The following is a 15611-nucleotide window of genomic DNA, read 5'->3' as shown; positions in this document are numbered from 1 at the left end:
CATCTACTCGGTATCCCCGGCGCGCGGAGTCGACAAGGAGCGAATGGGAGTGGCCACCAACCGATTCCGAAAAGTACTCGGAATTCCGAGAAACTTCTCACTTTTGGGTAACGGCTTTTGGGTCTGTGTGGGAGTTTTTTCGATAAAAGAGTGATGCTGGCAGTGCCACGCCGGATCCGGTGCAGGATGCCCTCAACGACCCGAGTTTTCCCGATCGTGCGCTCGTTGCCGGTCAACCTCACATCCGTTTCTACGCTGGGCATCCGCTCGAAGCGCCCGGCGGGGAACCCCGCAGGCCGCGGTCGCAGAGCTCATGAGCAAGGCCAGCCTGGTGGCGACCGACGACGTCACGGCAATCGTGGTGAGTCGCATCGAGAGGCGCAAGGCCTCCCGCGGTCAGGCGAATCCGCTCGCAGCGATACACTCTATAGTGTGAATTCTCAGGGAACCGTTGACGTAGTCCTCATTGGTGGCGGCATCATGAGTGCCACCCTCGGCACGCTCCTGAAGGAGCTGCAGCCCAACTGGCGTATCGAGGTGTACGAGCGCCTCGGCGAACTGGCTCAGGAGAGCTCGAACCCGTGGAACAACGCCGGCACCGGCCATGCCGGACTGTGCGAGCTCAACTACATGCCGCAGGCGCCCGACGGTTCTGTCACCGCCGACAAGGCCGTCGTCATCAATGAGCAGTTCCAGATCAGCCGGCAGCTGTGGGCGCACCTCGTCACCATCGGCGCCCTGCCGGAGCCGAACAAGTTCATCAATTCCACCCCGCACATGACCTTCGTTCACGGCAAAGCCAACGTGGAGTACCTGCGCAAGCGTCACGCCGTGCTCGCCACCGAGCCGTTGTTCGCTGGCATGGAGTTCAGCGACAACGTCGAGAAGATCGGCACCTGGACCCCGCTGCTCACCCGCAAGCGCCCGGCCGGCCAGAAGATCGCCGCCACGCGCATCGTCAGCGGCACCGACATCGACTTCGGCGCGCTCACCCACTTTCTGTTCGAGAACCTCGAAACGCAGGGGGTCACGATGCACATGAACGAGCAGGTCGTCGGTCTGAAACACAAAGCGGATGGCACGTGGAACCTCAAGCTGCTGCGCCACGTCGGGCAGACCCGCAGCGCCATCAACGCCCGCTTCGTCTTCGTCGGTGCCGGCGGTGGTGCCCTCGCGCTGCTGCAGCAGAGCGGAATCCCCGAAGTCAAGGGCTTCGGTGGCTTCCCGATCAGTGGCCAGTTTCTGCGCACCACCAACCCGAAGCTCGTCGCCCAGCACCAGGCCAAGGTGTACGGTAAGGCGGCCAAGGGCGCCCCGCCCATGTCGGTGCCGCACCTCGACACCCGCGTGGTCGATGGCGAAATGTCGCTCCTGTTCGGCCCGTACGCCGGTTTCAGCCCGAAGTTCCTGAAGACCAGCACCTGGTTCGACCTGCCATTCTCTATTCGTGCGCACAATCTCGGCCCGATGCTCGCCGTCGCTCGCCACAACTTCGACCTCATGAAATACCTGATCGGCGAGGTGTTCGCGTCGCGCAACGCCAAGTTCAAGGCCCTGCGCGAATTCATTCCCGCCGCGGTCTCCGACGACTGGGAGCTCATCACGGCCGGCCAGCGTGTACAGGTGATGAAGAAAGATGCCAAGCTCGGGGGAGTGCTGCAGTTCGGCACCGAGGTCATCACCTCGTCCGACGGCTCGATCGCCGGCCTGCTCGGCGCCTCGCCGGGAGCTTCCACGGCCGCGCCGATCATGGTGGACCTGCTGGCCCGCTGCTTCCCCGACCGCATTGAGGGCTGGAAGCCGCGCATCCGCCAGATGATCCCGAGTTACGGCACCAAGTTGTCCGACGATCCGGCAGCTGCTGCTGCCTCGCTCGCTGCGACCGCCGAGGTTCTGCACCTCAGCAACTAGTACTCGAGGCTCGGCGCCGGTTTCCGGAGGTCGTGCGTGGCCAGTTCAGGAAATTTGCCGGGAGAGGGCCTCGGCCAACCTGGAATTTGGCGGCTCGGGTCTGGCCGTCCGATGGATTTTTTGAACTAACCCCCGGTCGGGCCGGTTGCTGGCCTGCCGGGGGAGGTTGCGGCGCCCGCCGTCCTCAGCGGCGATTGACGCGGAGCGCCATCGAAGTTCGGTATGAGGGTCCTGTCAACCCCTTGAATGCGGCAGTTAGCGGATGTTTACTTAAGGCCCAAAGCGGCCCGGAGGCGGCAAGTGAACCCGAACAATGGCGTTTCGGATGCGGAGAATCTGCGCGTATCGCAGCTCGGTATCCTTCAGCTCACACCGACGGAATGGTTGGTGCGAGATCAGCAGTTTCTTGACGGCGACCCGGCCGCTCTGCTCGGAGTCATCCAGCAAAGCGGAGACGCCTATGAGGTGACCAAGCTTGGCGTGCTCACCACGAGGTGGTTCTACTCGTCGTTCGACCGGGCACAGGCGAGCTTTCTCGCTCGGGGTGCGCCAACATCGGGCACAAGGCCTGGCTCGATACCGCGGCCCAGCAAGCCGGCCGTATCACGCGTCACGCCCTATGCGACGCCAGTTGCCCAGTCCGGCGCACGCGTCACGAACTAGCCGATACTCCGCAGCCGACACCCCGCGCCGGGCGCATCAGCCGGGGTGTTGGCGCCGCGCGGTCGCCTATATTTCGTAGCTTTCGGCATCCGTTGTGGGGTTGGTTCTGCGCTCTTTCTTGATGGATGCCTCGGTGCGGTCCAGCAGATCGCTCACCGTGGTCTGTGCCACGGATGCAGCGTCGCGGGCGATGGACTCGGCCTGCGAGATGACCTTCTGCGTGGCGGGGTCGCCCCACAGCCCGTGAGCTTTCGCGCTGATGCGGTCGTAGGCCTGGCGGCCAGCCTTGGATCCGAGCACGAAGCCCGTCGCGATGCCGGCGAGGAACAGTAATTTGCCTTTCATGGGGGACTCCTATGGGTTATGTGGTGGGTTCGGTGCGGGGCGGGTCTTCTTCGGCCCGGTCGTGGCCGACCAGATCGGGGTTCGACGGGTTGTCGGCGGGATCGATATCGTCGAGATTCGCCTCGTTGTCGAGGTTGTCTTGGTCGTCTTCGGTGTCGCTGTCTGAGTCTGCCGGGGTCGCCACGGCGGCTTCTCCGGGTGTCGATCCCTCCTGGCTGGGGGCGGGCCCATCGGGCCCGGTGCTCGCGCTGGCGACCGGAACGGCCGAGCCGGTGTGTTCCTCGGCCGGGCCGTCGGGGCCGTCCGGTCCGACGAGCTGGTCGGGATTGCTGGGTGAGCTGGGTACAACGGGCGTCGATCCGGTATCAGGAGCGTCGAGTGGGGGCTCTTCAATGGGGTCAGAGTCGTGGGTCACGGGCATACCTTTCTAAACGGCGACAGCAAACGCCCCGGCTGGGCGGCATACAAGTTATACCCCGAACGGATGACATTCAGTAACATTTACGCTCCCTCGCCGAGGAGGAGCGCGCGCAGCGCTGTTTCGACCGAGACTCGGCCCGCGGGGTCAACGGTTTCACCCGCGCGAAACAGGTCGACAATTCGCGGATCAACGTAACTCGTGCGCGCGATCGCCGGCGTGTTGCCGAGAACATCAGCGGCCTGCCGCATCGCTTCGGCAATGGCGCGGTCGTCGGCGCGACGGCTGCGCGTCGCCGCACGCGGCGGCCGGGCAGCGGACGCCGCCCGTGCACCAGACGAGGCCGGCGCAGCCGCAGACGCCCGTGCACCAGACGAGGCCGGCGCAGCCGCAGACGCCCGTGCACCAGACGAGGCCGGTGCAGCAAACAGCGCAGCGGACGCCGCCGGCTGGGTCCCGGCTGCCAGGCTCTGCGCCAGGCTCTGCGCCAGGCTCTGCGCGGCGGCGGCCGTGCCCCGCAGGGTGCGAAAGTCTTTCGCGGTGAACTCGCCGCCGGTGCGTTCCTTGATGAAATCGTTGATGTCGGCGGCCGAGACGGCGCCCTCCACATCATCCAACACCCATGAGAGCAGTGGTGCGGCCGGGCGGTCGTGCAGCCGGGCGCGCAGATAGGTCGCGAGGTCCGCATCCGTTATTACGCCCTGAAATTGCTGCCCGCTCTTGGCCGGAAAATTCAGGTGCACCACGTCGCCGCGCACCGCGACGTGCGAGCAGAGGAGGGTCGAGAGCCCGTGGCTGCCATAGGTGTCGGCGTAGCGCTCGCTGCCGATGCGCAGTGAGGCGAGGTCGAGCATGCGAAACGCCGCGGCGAGCGCTCGGCTGCGCGGCGGGCCGTCTCCGCGCAGTTCCCGCGTGACCTGGCCGCGCACCCTCGGCAGCGATTCGGCCAGCTGCAGGGCACGTTCGAACTTGAGTCGGTTCTTCTGTTCCCGCCAGACCGGATGGTAGATGTATTGGCGGCGCCCGGCCGCGTCGATGCCGATCGCCTGGATGTGCCCGTTGGGGTGCGACGAGATCCACACCTCGGTCCACGCCGGCGGAATCGCCAGGGCTGCGAACCGCTCGCGCAGTTCTTTCTCGGTGACGCGGTCCCCGGCGGGGTCGCGGTAGCTGAACCCCGTACCCGAGCGTCGCCGGGTGTATCCCGGCCGGGTCGGGTCGCTGCGTCGTAGCCGGGTCATGCACGTGCCGTCTCTGCTCGCATGCCGGAAACAGTACTGCGACTTGCTCCACCCAGCGCGAAGGCTGATGCCGTACCGCGGGTCGTACGCGCCGCACCGAGCGGGCGCGGGCCTGCGCGGGCCGTGTTTGAAAGCGGGCGCAGGGTAGATCACGTGCCTTCTTCCCCCACGAGTGTCGCCAGGCGCGCACACGACCACCTGGGAACGACGCGGCCCACTGCATCCGCCCTGCTCCGGCTGATTCGCAGAGCACTTGCAATTCACTAGAACCTGTGTTCGACTAGCATCATGCGGTGGAGTGGGCAGGAACTACAGGCCGAACAGGTCGGCGCGCTGCCCGGCCTCGCTCGCCTGAACAACCTCGTGCGCAGCGTGCAAACGCCCGAGTTCGCCGGAATCACCTTTCACGAGATCCTCGCCAAGTCCGCCCTCAACCACGTGCCCGGGCAGAGCGCGCTGCCGTTCGGGTACACGATCAACCCCTATCGTGGCTGTTCGCACGCTTGCACCTACTGCTTCGCAAGGCCCACCCACCAGTACCTCGACCTCGACGCCGGCAAAGATTTCGACAGCGAGATCATCGTGAAGGTCAACGTGGCCGAGGTGCTCAGAAAGGAGCTCGCGAAACCTACGTGGGGGAGGCACCCGGTGGCCCTCGGCACAAACACCGACCCGTACCAGCGCGTCGAGGGGCGCTACCGGCTCATGCCCGGCATCATCGCGGCGCTCGCCGACAGCAACACTCCCCTCTCCATTCTCACCAAAGGCACCCTGCTGCGCCGCGACCTCGACCTGCTCGTCGAGGCGAGCGCGCACGTTCCTGTCGACCTGGCCATGTCGATCGCAATCTATGACGACGATCTGCAGCAGTCGGTCGAGCCCGGTACTCCCAGCACGAAGGCGCGCCTCGCCACGGTCACCGCGGTGCGCGAACGCGGACTCGACTGCGGCGTCTTCCTCATGCCGATTCTGCCGTTCCTCACTGACACCCGCGCCCACCTCGATGAGGCCCTGCGGCAAGCCAAAGCGGCCGGCGCCACGAGCGTGCTCTACAGCGGCCTCAACCTCAAGCCCGCCGTCAAGGACTGGTACCTGCAGTGGCTCGCCCGCGAGCACCCCGAGCTCGTCGGCCGCTACCAGGAGCTCTACGCCCGCGGCCAGTACGCGCCCAAGGAGTACCGCACCTGGCTCGCCGCACGCATCAAGCCGCTCATTCGCGCGCACGGCCTCGAGCGCGGCGTCGTCGACCCCGCCACCGGCGGCCTGCGGTCCAGCGCTCTGCCGGCCTCCCCAGAACGGATGCCCCCGCCGGCCCCCCGCCCAACCCCCACGTTCGTCCCCGCCGCCCGGCCCCTGATCGCCGCCGAACTCCCGCCCGAACGGGCTCCCACCCTGTTCTGATCTGCCGCGTAACCCCACCCGGGCTCGGAAAGTGGGCCCACGATAGCCTGGGCCCGGTGTCCGAGGTGGGCCCGGTGAGCGGATACCGCTACCCCCTCCCGCTACCCCTCCCCACGCCGGTGGCATACTGAACCAGGGGGAAAATATGTCTCTAGGGTTACCCGGCCATCTGGTCCAGCTGACGCTCGCGCGCGCCCTGGCCCGGGCCGCGCACTGGTTTGCGCTGACCTGCCTCATGGCGGCGGCAGTGTCGGTCGCCATCCTCAGCCTGAATCGCAGCCCCGAACTCTGGATCACCACCGTGGTCGTGGTCGCCATGGGCGCCCTGCTCGTGCTCTTCACCCGGCACCGCCGGATCGCCTTCGCCGTCGCCTTTCTCGCCGTGGGAACCCTCGGCGTCTATGTTTTCACCCTGACCGTGCTCGGCGTTCCCGACGTATTTCCCGCGTCGAATATGTTCCTCGTTGCCCTGCCCAAGATGGCGCTCGTCATGGTCGGCGGCGCCGGATCCACCGCCCTCGCCGGCGTGCTCTGGAGCACCGCGGCCTTTCTCCTGGCCGAGGCCGCCGCGCTCCTGGCAATTCTCGGCACTGCGGTGCCCTATCGGCCCGACCTGTTCACCCTCTCGACCTACCTCGTGCTGGTCGGTGTCATGGTGCTCGCCGGCATCGACCGGCGCGCGAGCAACGCCGCCCAGCCCGCCATTCACCGCGCGGTCCAGGATGGCGCCAACCGGCAGCTGCGCGACGCCCTCGATACCCGCGCCATCGCCCTGCTCAACGACACGACCGTCGCCCAGTTGGTGGCCCTGTCGCTCGAAGAGCCCGGCGCCCTCTCGCCGGGGCTGCGCGCGAGCCTGAACGACACCCTGACCACCCTGCACGACACGAACTGGCTCACCGACATCGACGCCCGCAGTGCAACAGCCCCGAAGCCCACACTGACCGCGCAATCAACCGCCAACCACTCCTGGCTGTCCAGCGCCGTCTACATCACCATCGAACGCTGCCGTGACCGCGGACTCGTCGTCGAGGTCACCGGCGACCGCGACGCCCTCGCCCGCCTCGACGCCGACAGTGACCGCGACGTCGGTCTCGCCCTGCAACAGTGCCTCGTCAACGTCATCCTGCACGCCGGAGTCGCTTCGGCCGAGGTTGCCATCGAATCCGACCTCACCACAATTTCACTTCTCATAACGGATGCCGGCCGCGGCTTCACCGAGTCGGAATCCGCTTCCGACCGCCTGGGTCTGCGGCAGTCCGTGCGGCGCCGCATCGAACAGCTCGGCGGATCCGTGCTCATCTGGAGCCGCCCCGGTGCCGGCACGAGCGTGCGCCTAACCGTGCCCGCGGCGCAAAAACAAACCCCAAACCAAACCCCAAACGCAGCCTCCAGGCGGCCCACCCCATGACCCGCGCCACCCCCACTCCGCGGCGGCCGCGCGCACCGGCATCCGCTTCGCAGCAGCGCCTCGACCCGATCGGAGGCCTCGCCGCCTGGCCGATCGCCCCGGTCGTTGCCCTCATCGTCGTGACCTACGCCGTCGTCGCAACGATCTCGCGCCCGCACGAGATCCAGAACGTCGAACTCGCTGCGGCCGCCGTCGCCGCCCTCATGATCGCGGCCGCCGTGCTCGTCTGGTCAGCCCGCCCCGATCTGGCCCCCCTCACCCGCACCCGCGCCATCGTGATCGTGGCCCTCGGCGTCGGGGCACACCTGCTCGCCGCGGCGAGCACCTGGCAGTTCAACGGCATGATCCAGGACGACTTTGCCCCGATCGGCCTCGGCCTGCTGCTCCTCGCCCTCGCGCCCTTTCGGCCGTGGAAGGAAATCCTCCTGCTCGGCGTCTCAGTCGCCGTAACGGTCGGCGTTACGGCCCTCGTCCAGTCGCCGTTCCTCGGAATCCAGACACCGCCCGTGCTGTTCGTTATTATCGCCATGACCCAGGTACTCGCGCCCACCCTCGCCGCCGCCGCGTACTCGCGCCAGGTCGTCAACTCCATTTACCGCTGGCAAACGGATGCCCGCCGCGCCATCCGAGCGCGCACCGAAGAGAGTCGCGGCCTCCTCGCGCAATCCGTGGTTGACCATCGCCTGACCAATCTCGGCGCCGATGTGCTTCCCTTTTTGGCCGACGTTCTCGCGCGGCAAACCCTCACCGCCTCCGACATCAAACGCGCGCGCTCCCTCGCCTTTCAGGTGCGCCGAGTGCTCGTCGCCGAGGTCGACCACACCTGGCTTGACGACCTCATCGACCGCGAACGCATCGGCCTCACCGAGCACGGCCTCAACCCGCTCTGCGTCATCGCCGACCCGGAACGCCGGGCGACCGGCTTCGACTCCGACCAGCGTGCCGCCGTCGGAGCCGTGATCGTGGCGCTCTGCACCCTCAAGGGCTTCGACCCCACGAGCCTCGTCGTACAGATCGATGGATCCGGCGCTGCACCCACCGACACCGATCAAATCACGCAGGCCTTCGGTCACCGTGGGGCCCGCCCGACGCCGGCCACCGACACCACAACCCTCGACATCGTCACCGCAGCCCAGACGCAGGCCGCCGCCCAGGCCAGGGCCCAGGCCCGTGCGCAGGACCAGGTGTACGCCGCCACCATGCCGCGAACGCCCCGGCGTACGACTGACGCCGGCTCCCGCGCCACCGACACCATCACCATCCAGGCCGGCATCTCCCTGCCGCCGTTTCAGCGGCGCCGCGCCCTGCGTCCGTACCTCAGCGTGCTGCGCGCGGTGTTCACCCGGGTGCGGGTCACCAGCCGGCGTCCGCTGCTCACGCTAGAATTCGACGCTGAACGTGGCCACCTCACCAAGACCAAAGGCACAAGATAATGGCGAAACTGTACTTTCGATACGGCGCCATGAACAGCGGGAAAAGCACTTCTATGCTGCAAGCGGCATACAACTATGAGGAACGCGGGCACCACGTGCTGCTCGCCAAGCCGTCGGTCGATACCAAGGGCGACCGCGGCATTCTCTCCCGTTTGGGCGTCACTCGAGCGGTCGATTTTTTACTCACCCCCGAAACGGATGCCTACGCCCTGTTCCAGCAGCACCGCGCCCAGGTACTCCACCAGTTCGGCCGGGACGTGAGCGCCCTGCTGCTCGACGAAGCGCAGTTTCTGACCGAAACCCAGGTCGATGACCTGCTGCGCATCGCGATTCTCGAGAACGTGCCGGTACTGGCTTACGGCATTCGCACGGACTTTCAGACCGTCGCCTTTCCCGGAAGCCGCCGCCTGCTCGAGGTCGCCCATAGTCTCGAGGAGCTCAAAACCATCTGCCGCTGCGGGCGCAAAGCCATCTTCAACGGGCGCAAGATCGGCGGCGTCTATGTTTTCAACGGAGACCAGGTGGCCATCGACGGCGAAGAGGTCACCTACGAGTCGCTGTGTGGCAGCTGCTACCTCGAGGAGAGCCACGGCGTGCTCAACAACCGCAGCCGGCCAAATCCCGCCTGACGTGCAGCGGGCGAGGCGCCCGCCAACGCGGAGTCGACGACGTGCCCTGGGCGCTCGTGCTTTCGGGCATCCCGACGGTCACCGTCGCCACGGCCAATTCGCTGTGCTGATGAGCCGCCACGCGGTCACCCCTCTGGCCGGAACACTGTTCTCCGTGGGCCTGCAGTCTTCCTCGCGTAATCTCAGCGACCTCTATCGCGATCGGTCCCAACAGGAGACTTTCGTGGCTCAGACCGGCGCGACCACGTCGGAACGATAGCTGCAGGTTGCGCGCTTTGAGGCCATGGCTCGCCCCTCTCTCGAACGGTTCACCAGCACCGACGCGGTGACCCGCACTCGCCACGAATATCGTGAAGACCACCCCGAATGACGCCTCCGTACGCCGACGGCCACTCATTGCCAGTGCTGGCACAGTGCGGCAAATCTGAGCGCGTTTTCTGTAGAAAACACCCCCACTTCGGGTGGGGTATCGGCGTTTTGCGGGGGCGCTGGCTGAAACCGCGTGTGTATTGCACCAACGGGGCGCTAACGTGAAAGTCGCCTAGGTATTTCACGACGATGTGCCGGGAACGTTGAATTCGACGTAGCAACCAACCATCATCCAGGGGGAACCTCACTTTGTTCAAGAAAAGTCTAGCCACGGCCGCACTGGCCGTTTTTGCCGTCTTCGCGTTCGCACCGGCCGCTATCGCCGCCGACTATGTGTCGAACACCGCCCTCGTGAGCATTCAGGCTGCGCCCGTTGCCGGCGAAACTGCCGTCGTCGCCTTCGCCGCAGGTGCCTTCACGGCAAACGAAAGCGTGACGTACTCCGTCACGGGATCGCAGGCCGCCACACTCAGCGTCGTCAAGACCGCTGCCACCACCTCGCTCACCAAGAACGCCGCTGCCAACGGTTCTGCGTCGCTCAGGGTTGCCATTCCTGAAAATGCAACCGGCAAGTACACGGTCACCGCTACTGCTGCCTCGGCCACGTACACCGCGATCCTTGACATCATCGCCGCAGACGCCGGAACCAGCACCGGCCTCCCGTCGACCGGCTATAACGTTCCGGTGCTCATCATCTGGGGCGCCGCTGGCATCCTCGTGCTCGGTGTTGCACTCGTGCTCGTGCGCATCTCGGTTCGCCGCCAGCACACTGCCGCGTAAATAAGTCCTCCGAGTAGCCCTTGGCCGCTCGACCAAACGCCTCGATCGCCCTGTGGTGTCGGGGCGTTTGCTGTGCCATCGTGCCCGATGAAACAGGCAGACACGTGGTCCGTCACCTGAACGGCACCAGGAGGTCGCGCTGCTTCGCCAGCCCACCAGCCCGCCAGCCCGCCAGCCCGCCAGCCCGCCAGCCCACCAGCCCGCCAGCCCGCCCGTCGGCCGGCCGGCCGACACTCTGGCAGGCGGTACCCATTCGCTCGGTTAGGGAACGTTGTTCTGCGGTTCGGCAACGAGCTGCAACCCGATGGTCGAGTTCGCGGAGAGCGACAGCGCTTCGACCCAGTCCCGGTTGAGCGTGGGTACTCTGCTGCCGAAATATTTGTAGGCCAGGGAGATGCCGGGATGCAGCCAAACCGTGCTGCGGCCCCCTCCGGCGAGCGGGTCGTCACGCCATGAGAAATAGAACGATTCGCCGCGGCGCAGTTTCGCGCCGATCACGAGCTGGATATGCGCCAAAATGCGGTCATCGAAGTCGGCCGTCAGATTGGAGTCGTAGGTGAACCTGCCCATGTTTCGCCTCATCGTTCGCACGGCACTACGGCTGGCTTAGGGGCCTTATCGCAGAAAACCTCGGGTATTGCACACTTGTTCAAAAGCCGATTAAATGCTGGTCGTGCTGATACTAGTGAACCGATTGAAAAAATTCGCTCAGTCAGTGAGCTTGTTCACATCCCCAAATCAGGGGGCACTCGGCTCGGCTGCACCCGGTTAGAACAGCGTCGGCACAATCACGAGCGCATTGAACGTTACGTGCGCGATGATCGCCCCGCCGATTCGGCCGGTTGCCAGTGACAGCCATGCCGCGGCCAGGCCAAAGATCAGGGTCGAGCCAGCGACAACCGCCACGGTCGCCGTGCTGCCGAGATCGAGTGCCATGAGGTGCATGAGCGCGAAGGTCAGCCCGCTCACGCCGACGGCTACCGGGGCTGCTGCCCACTTTGCGCCGTGGGCTGCCGCCTGGTCATGCACCGCACGCAGCACCAGGCCACGAAAGAAGACCTCTTCCACGAGCGGAGCGAGCAGCACGGGCGCGAGAAGTGCTCCGAACAGCCACCAGCCGTCATAGACGGTCTCCCCGAGGCGAACGCCGGCCGAGCCGATGCTGCCGTAGCCCCAGATCTCGATCAGGCTCGCCGCCGTGCGGGCCACAAGTCCCACGCCGAGCCCCCAGATCAGGTCTATCGGCCGCACGGACAACCTGAGGAAACCCAGCCAGAACCCCGCTTCGGGGCGCCCGCCAGCTACTACGAGGGAACCGAGCAGCGGCACCCACACGCACAGGTAGCCGAGCAGTAGCGCCAATCGGCCGTCGGCAAAGGTTAGTGACCCCACGACGACGATGAGCGCCATCGCCACGGTGACGCCGAGCGTGGCCGGCGCGAGGGCTGAACCGACGTCGTACGGTCGAATCCTCGCCGGTTCCGTCACATCTGCAGTAATGCCCATTCCATAAAACTACTCATATACCCACGTCGGGTGCACGGTCAGAGTGTGCGGCTAAAGTTCGCTACCCTCAGATGAGGGGAGACGCACGATCGTGCGGTTGAAAAAGCGCGACGCGCACCGGCTGAATCTCCCCGGAACACCTGAAGGGAACGCCGTCGAATGGAACTTCGCGACTACATTCGCATACTGCGCAAGAGCTGGGTGCTCATTGTCATGTTCACCCTCGTGGCCGTGGGTGCGGCATCCGCCTATTCCATTGTGCAGACGCCAAAATACAGTGCAACGTCGAAGGTCTTCGTGTCGACCCAGTCGAGTGGGTCCACGTCTGACCTGGCCCAGGGCAACAATTTCTCCGTGGCCCGGGTGAAGACCTATTCCGCGCTCGTCACGACTCCCATCGTGCTGCTGCCGGTCGTGGCCACCCTGAACCTCGGCATCACGGCCGATGAACTCGCCCTCAAGGTTGCCGCCTCTGCCCCCCTCGATACGTCGATCATCGACATCACCGTCACCGACACCGATCCCGTGCGCGCCGCTGACACGGCCAATGCCGTCTCGGCCAGCCTCACCCTCATCGTCGAAGACATTGAAACCCCGGTCTCCACCGATGCGGCCTCGCCGGTCAAACTGACCCGTGCGCAGGAAGCCATCGTGCCGACCATTCCGGTCAGCCCGAACGTGCCGCTCAACATCGCTCTCGGGGCCCTCGTGGGCCTCGCGCTCGGCGTGGGTCTCGCGGTGCTGCGTGAAACGCTCGAAACACGCATTCGCAACACCCACGATGTCGAACAGCTCACCGAGTTGCCCATTCTCGGCGGCATCGTGTTCGATCCGAAAGCCAAGGACCGACCTCTGATCGTGCACGTTGACCCGCGCAGCCCCCGCGCCGAGTCGTTTCGTACGCTACGCACCAACCTGCAGTATCTCGATGTGGGCCGCACCGACCGCTCCTTCGTCATCACCTCGTCGATTGAGAGCGAGGGAAAAAGCACGACCGGAGCCAACCTCGCCATTGCCCTGGCTGATGCCGGCTCGCGCGTTCTGCTCGTCGACGCCGACCTGCGCCGCCCCAAGCTCGCCGATTATATGGACCTTGAGGGGTCGGTCGGCCTCACCGACGTGCTCATCGGCCGGGCCGATCCGGCCGATGTCATTCAGCCGTGGGGCACGGGCCAGCTTTTCGTGTTACCGGCCGGTCACGTGCCGCCGAACCCGAGCGAGCTGCTCGGCTCCACGCGCATGACCCAGCTCATCACCGAGTTCAACCGGGCTTTCGACGTCGTCATCTTTGACTCGCCGCCGCTGCTGCCGGTAACGGATGCCGCCATTCTCGCCAAGAATGTGGGTGGCGCGCTCATCGTGGTGGCCGCCGGTCGCACCCACAAAAACCAGCTCAAGGGCGCAATCGCCGCGCTCGACAACGTGGGGGCGCCGATTTCCGGCCTCGTGCTCACCATGCTGCCGACCAAGGGGCCCGACGCCTACGGGTATGGGCACTATGGGTACGGCGATGGCTACGGCGAGACCACCGTTCCGGCACTCGTTCCCACGGCAGTGCCGGAACGCACCCGCGGCGCGCGCGCCAAGCGCTGACACGCTGACACGCTGACACGCTGACACGCTGACACGCTGACACGCTGACACGCTGACACGCTGACACGCTGACACGCTGACACGCTGCCACGCTCTGCTTGAATAGGGCAATGTCAACTTCCCGCCCGCACGCCGCACCCCCGAAACGATCGCGCACGATCGCCGGGCTGGTCGTACTCGGGGTGCTGGTCGTCCTGATCGCTGCTACCGCCTGGGTGGGGATTCGTGGGTTGCAGGCCCGGGACGCCCTACAGACTGCCGTGCCGCTCGCCGGCACCATCAAAGAGCAGATCGTGGCCGGCGACACCGCCGCCGCGGCAACGACCGCGGTCGAACTTGCTGACTATGCCGAGACGGCCCGAACGCGCACGAGCGATCCGGTGTGGCGCACCTTCGAACTGGTTCCCTTTCTCGGTCCGAACCTGCAAGCCGTGCGCGAGCTCGCCGCGGTGGTCGACGATGTGGCCAAGAACGCCGTGACGCCGCTGACCGCACTCGCCGGCAACCTCAACCTGAACGATTTCAAACCGGTCGACGGAAAGATCGCCCTGCAGCCCCTCATCGACGCGCAACCGCCGGTCGCCGCGGCGGATGCCGCGCTGTCGCGGGCGGCGGCGAATGTCAGCGATATTGAGACCGGCGACGTGCTTGAGGTTGTTCGCAGCGCCGTCACGAAGTTGCAGACTGTCACGGTTGACACCGCGGTCACTCTCGACGGATTGAACCGCGCGGTCACCCTTCTTCCGGCCATGCTCGGTGCTGACACACCGCGCAATTACATTCTGCTCTTTCAAAATCCGGCTGAACTGCGCTCCACCGGCGGCATCCCGGGTGCCCTGGCCCTGCTGCACACCGATGCCGGCAGCATCGAGCTCACCCAGCAGGCCAGCTCCAGCCCGTTTCGCGAATACCCGGCTCCCGTGCTGCCTCTCGGCGATGAGATCCGCAGCATCTACGGTGACATCACCGGCCAGTTCATTCAAAACGTCACCATGACGCCCGACTTCGCGCAGAGCGGCGCCCTTGCCCGTGAAATGTGGCGCCTCGAATTCGGTGTCGTGGCAGACGGCGTGCTGTCGGTCGATCCGGTCGCGCTGAGCTATCTGCTCGATGCCACCGGCCCGATCACCCTCGCCACGGGCGACGAGCTCACATCCGACAACGCCGTGCACCTGCTGCTGCGCGACGTCTACGCGCGCTACGAGGTGCCGCGCGAGCAAGATGCCTTCTTCGCTGCAGCCGCAGGGGCCGTGTTCGACGCCGTCAAGAGCGGCCGCGCCGACCCGACCAAACTCATCGCCGCGCTCGCCCGGGCCGGAGCCGAAAACCGGGTGTTGGTCTGGAACGCCGCCGAGTCCGAGCAGGCCGTTCTCGCCGACACCACCCTCGTCGGAGCACGCCCGGCCAGTGACAGCACCACGAACCGCTTCGGCCTCTATTTGAACGACGGCACCGGTGCCAAGATGGACCTCTACCTCGACGTGCACACAGCCATCGGCCAGCAGACCTGTCGCAGAGACCTGCGCCCGCAATACTCGGTCGAGGTCACCCTCACCAACACTGCTCCAGCGGATGCCGCCACGAGCCTGCCAGCCTACGTCACCGGCGGAGGGGCCTTTGGGGTGCCCCTCGGCACCATCAAGACCGTGCTGTCCGCTTACGCCCCCCCCGGCGTGCAGAATCTCGGCGTCACCCGCGACGGAGCCACCGTTCCCTATCACCCGGCCACCGACGCGACCTACCCGGTGAGTTCGATCGGCATCGAACTCGCCCCGGGGGAGAGCGCTGTGCTGCGCTTCAGCTGGCTCGGGGCGCAGGCCTTCACCGGTGCCCTCGAACTGCGCAGTACGCCGCTGATCGCGCTGCACGCGGCCACGCAACTAGACTTGAGTTGTTAGAGCTTGTCGCAGC

15 protein-coding genes are annotated in these 15611 nt (G+C 66.0%); 10 read left to right on the top strand and 5 right to left on the bottom strand.

Annotated elements, in window-relative coordinates:
* Positions 1-432: 432 nt before the first annotated feature.
* Together IWX77_RS12520 and IWX77_RS12515 are read left to right on the top strand one after the other, a co-directional pair.
* On the top strand, positions 433-1911 hold the full coding sequence (locus IWX77_RS12520; protein ID WP_297413146.1) for a malate:quinone oxidoreductase: 1479 nt from the start codon (positions 433-435) through the stop codon (positions 1909-1911).
* A gap of 300 nt (positions 1912-2211) precedes the next feature.
* The gene (locus tag IWX77_RS12515; RefSeq protein ID WP_196844841.1) at positions 2212-2574 is read left to right on the top strand and encodes a hypothetical protein; all 363 of its coding nucleotides are present in this window, start codon (positions 2212-2214) and stop codon (positions 2572-2574) included.
* Between the two features lie 66 nt (positions 2575-2640).
* Here IWX77_RS12515 and IWX77_RS12510 read toward each other — a convergent pair whose 3' ends face one another.
* The 3 genes from IWX77_RS12510 to IWX77_RS12500 form a co-directional block, all read right to left on the bottom strand.
* The gene (locus IWX77_RS12510) at positions 2641-2919 is read right to left on the bottom strand and encodes a hypothetical protein (RefSeq protein ID WP_196844840.1); all 279 of its coding nucleotides are present in this window, start codon (positions 2917-2919) and stop codon (positions 2641-2643) included.
* Between the two features lie 16 nt (positions 2920-2935).
* Positions 2936-3334, bottom strand: a complete 399-nt coding sequence (locus IWX77_RS12505) for a hypothetical protein (RefSeq protein WP_196844839.1) — start codon at positions 3332-3334, stop codon at positions 2936-2938.
* 86 nt (positions 3335-3420) lie between these two features.
* Positions 3421-4578, bottom strand: a complete 1158-nt coding sequence (locus IWX77_RS12500; protein ID WP_196844838.1) for a DNA topoisomerase IB — start codon at positions 4576-4578, stop codon at positions 3421-3423.
* Between the two features lie 288 nt (positions 4579-4866).
* Here IWX77_RS12500 and IWX77_RS12495 point away from each other — a divergent pair, with 288 nt between their 5' ends.
* The 6 genes from IWX77_RS12495 to IWX77_RS12470 all read left to right on the top strand — a co-directional run bounded on the left by IWX77_RS12495 (position 4867) and on the right by IWX77_RS12470 (position 10601).
* Positions 4867-5979, top strand: coding sequence for an Rv2578c family radical SAM protein (locus IWX77_RS12495; RefSeq protein ID WP_196844837.1), 1113 nt, complete (start codon positions 4867-4869; stop codon positions 5977-5979).
* Between the two features lie 145 nt (positions 5980-6124).
* Positions 6125-7390 (top strand): sensor histidine kinase, encoded by a 1266-nt coding sequence (locus tag IWX77_RS12490; RefSeq protein ID WP_196844836.1) that lies wholly within the window; start codon positions 6125-6127, stop codon positions 7388-7390.
* Complete coding sequence (locus IWX77_RS12485) at positions 7387-8823, top strand: hypothetical protein (RefSeq protein ID WP_196844835.1); 1437 nt, start codon at positions 7387-7389, stop codon at positions 8821-8823. The genes IWX77_RS12490 and IWX77_RS12485 overlap by 4 nt, the downstream gene beginning before the upstream one ends.
* Positions 8823-9452, top strand: a complete 630-nt coding sequence (locus IWX77_RS12480) for a thymidine kinase (protein WP_196844834.1) — start codon at positions 8823-8825, stop codon at positions 9450-9452. The genes IWX77_RS12485 and IWX77_RS12480 overlap by 1 nt, the downstream gene beginning before the upstream one ends.
* Before the next feature lie 109 nt (positions 9453-9561).
* Complete coding sequence (locus IWX77_RS12475; RefSeq protein ID WP_196844833.1) at positions 9562-9711, top strand: hypothetical protein; 150 nt, start codon at positions 9562-9564, stop codon at positions 9709-9711.
* A 359-nt stretch (positions 9712-10070) separates the two neighbouring features.
* Positions 10071-10601, top strand: coding sequence for a hypothetical protein (locus tag IWX77_RS12470; protein ID WP_196844832.1), 531 nt, complete (start codon positions 10071-10073; stop codon positions 10599-10601).
* A gap of 261 nt (positions 10602-10862) precedes the next feature.
* On the opposite strand, the gene IWX77_RS12465 is transcribed toward IWX77_RS12470, so the two are convergent.
* Both IWX77_RS12465 and IWX77_RS12460 read right to left on the bottom strand, forming a co-directional pair.
* Positions 10863-11171 carry a DUF7882 family protein gene (locus IWX77_RS12465; protein WP_196844831.1) on the bottom strand — a complete coding sequence of 103 codons (309 nt, stop codon included), beginning with the start codon at positions 11169-11171 and terminating at the stop codon, positions 10863-10865.
* A gap of 198 nt (positions 11172-11369) precedes the next feature.
* Positions 11370-12107, bottom strand: a complete 738-nt coding sequence (locus IWX77_RS12460; protein ID WP_196844830.1) for a CPBP family glutamic-type intramembrane protease — start codon at positions 12105-12107, stop codon at positions 11370-11372.
* 159 nt (positions 12108-12266) lie between these two features.
* Between IWX77_RS12460 and IWX77_RS12455 the strand changes: the two genes are divergently transcribed.
* Together IWX77_RS12455 and IWX77_RS12450 are read left to right on the top strand one after the other, a co-directional pair.
* Positions 12267-13700, top strand: coding sequence for a polysaccharide biosynthesis tyrosine autokinase (locus IWX77_RS12455; RefSeq protein WP_196844829.1), 1434 nt, complete (start codon positions 12267-12269; stop codon positions 13698-13700).
* A 110-nt stretch (positions 13701-13810) separates the two neighbouring features.
* A complete protein-coding gene (locus IWX77_RS12450) occupies positions 13811-15598 on the top strand; it encodes a DUF4012 domain-containing protein (protein ID WP_196844828.1) in 1788 nt (595 codons plus the stop codon).
* The last annotated feature ends 13 nt before the right edge of the window (positions 15599-15611 follow it).

The organism is Cryobacterium sp. CAN_C2 (genome assembly GCF_015751745.1).
GTDB lineage: Bacteria > Actinomycetota > Actinomycetes > Actinomycetales > Microbacteriaceae > Cryobacterium.
The sequence above is the reverse complement of the archived record's forward strand: the minus strand, read 5'-3'. Positions and strand labels throughout refer to the sequence as shown.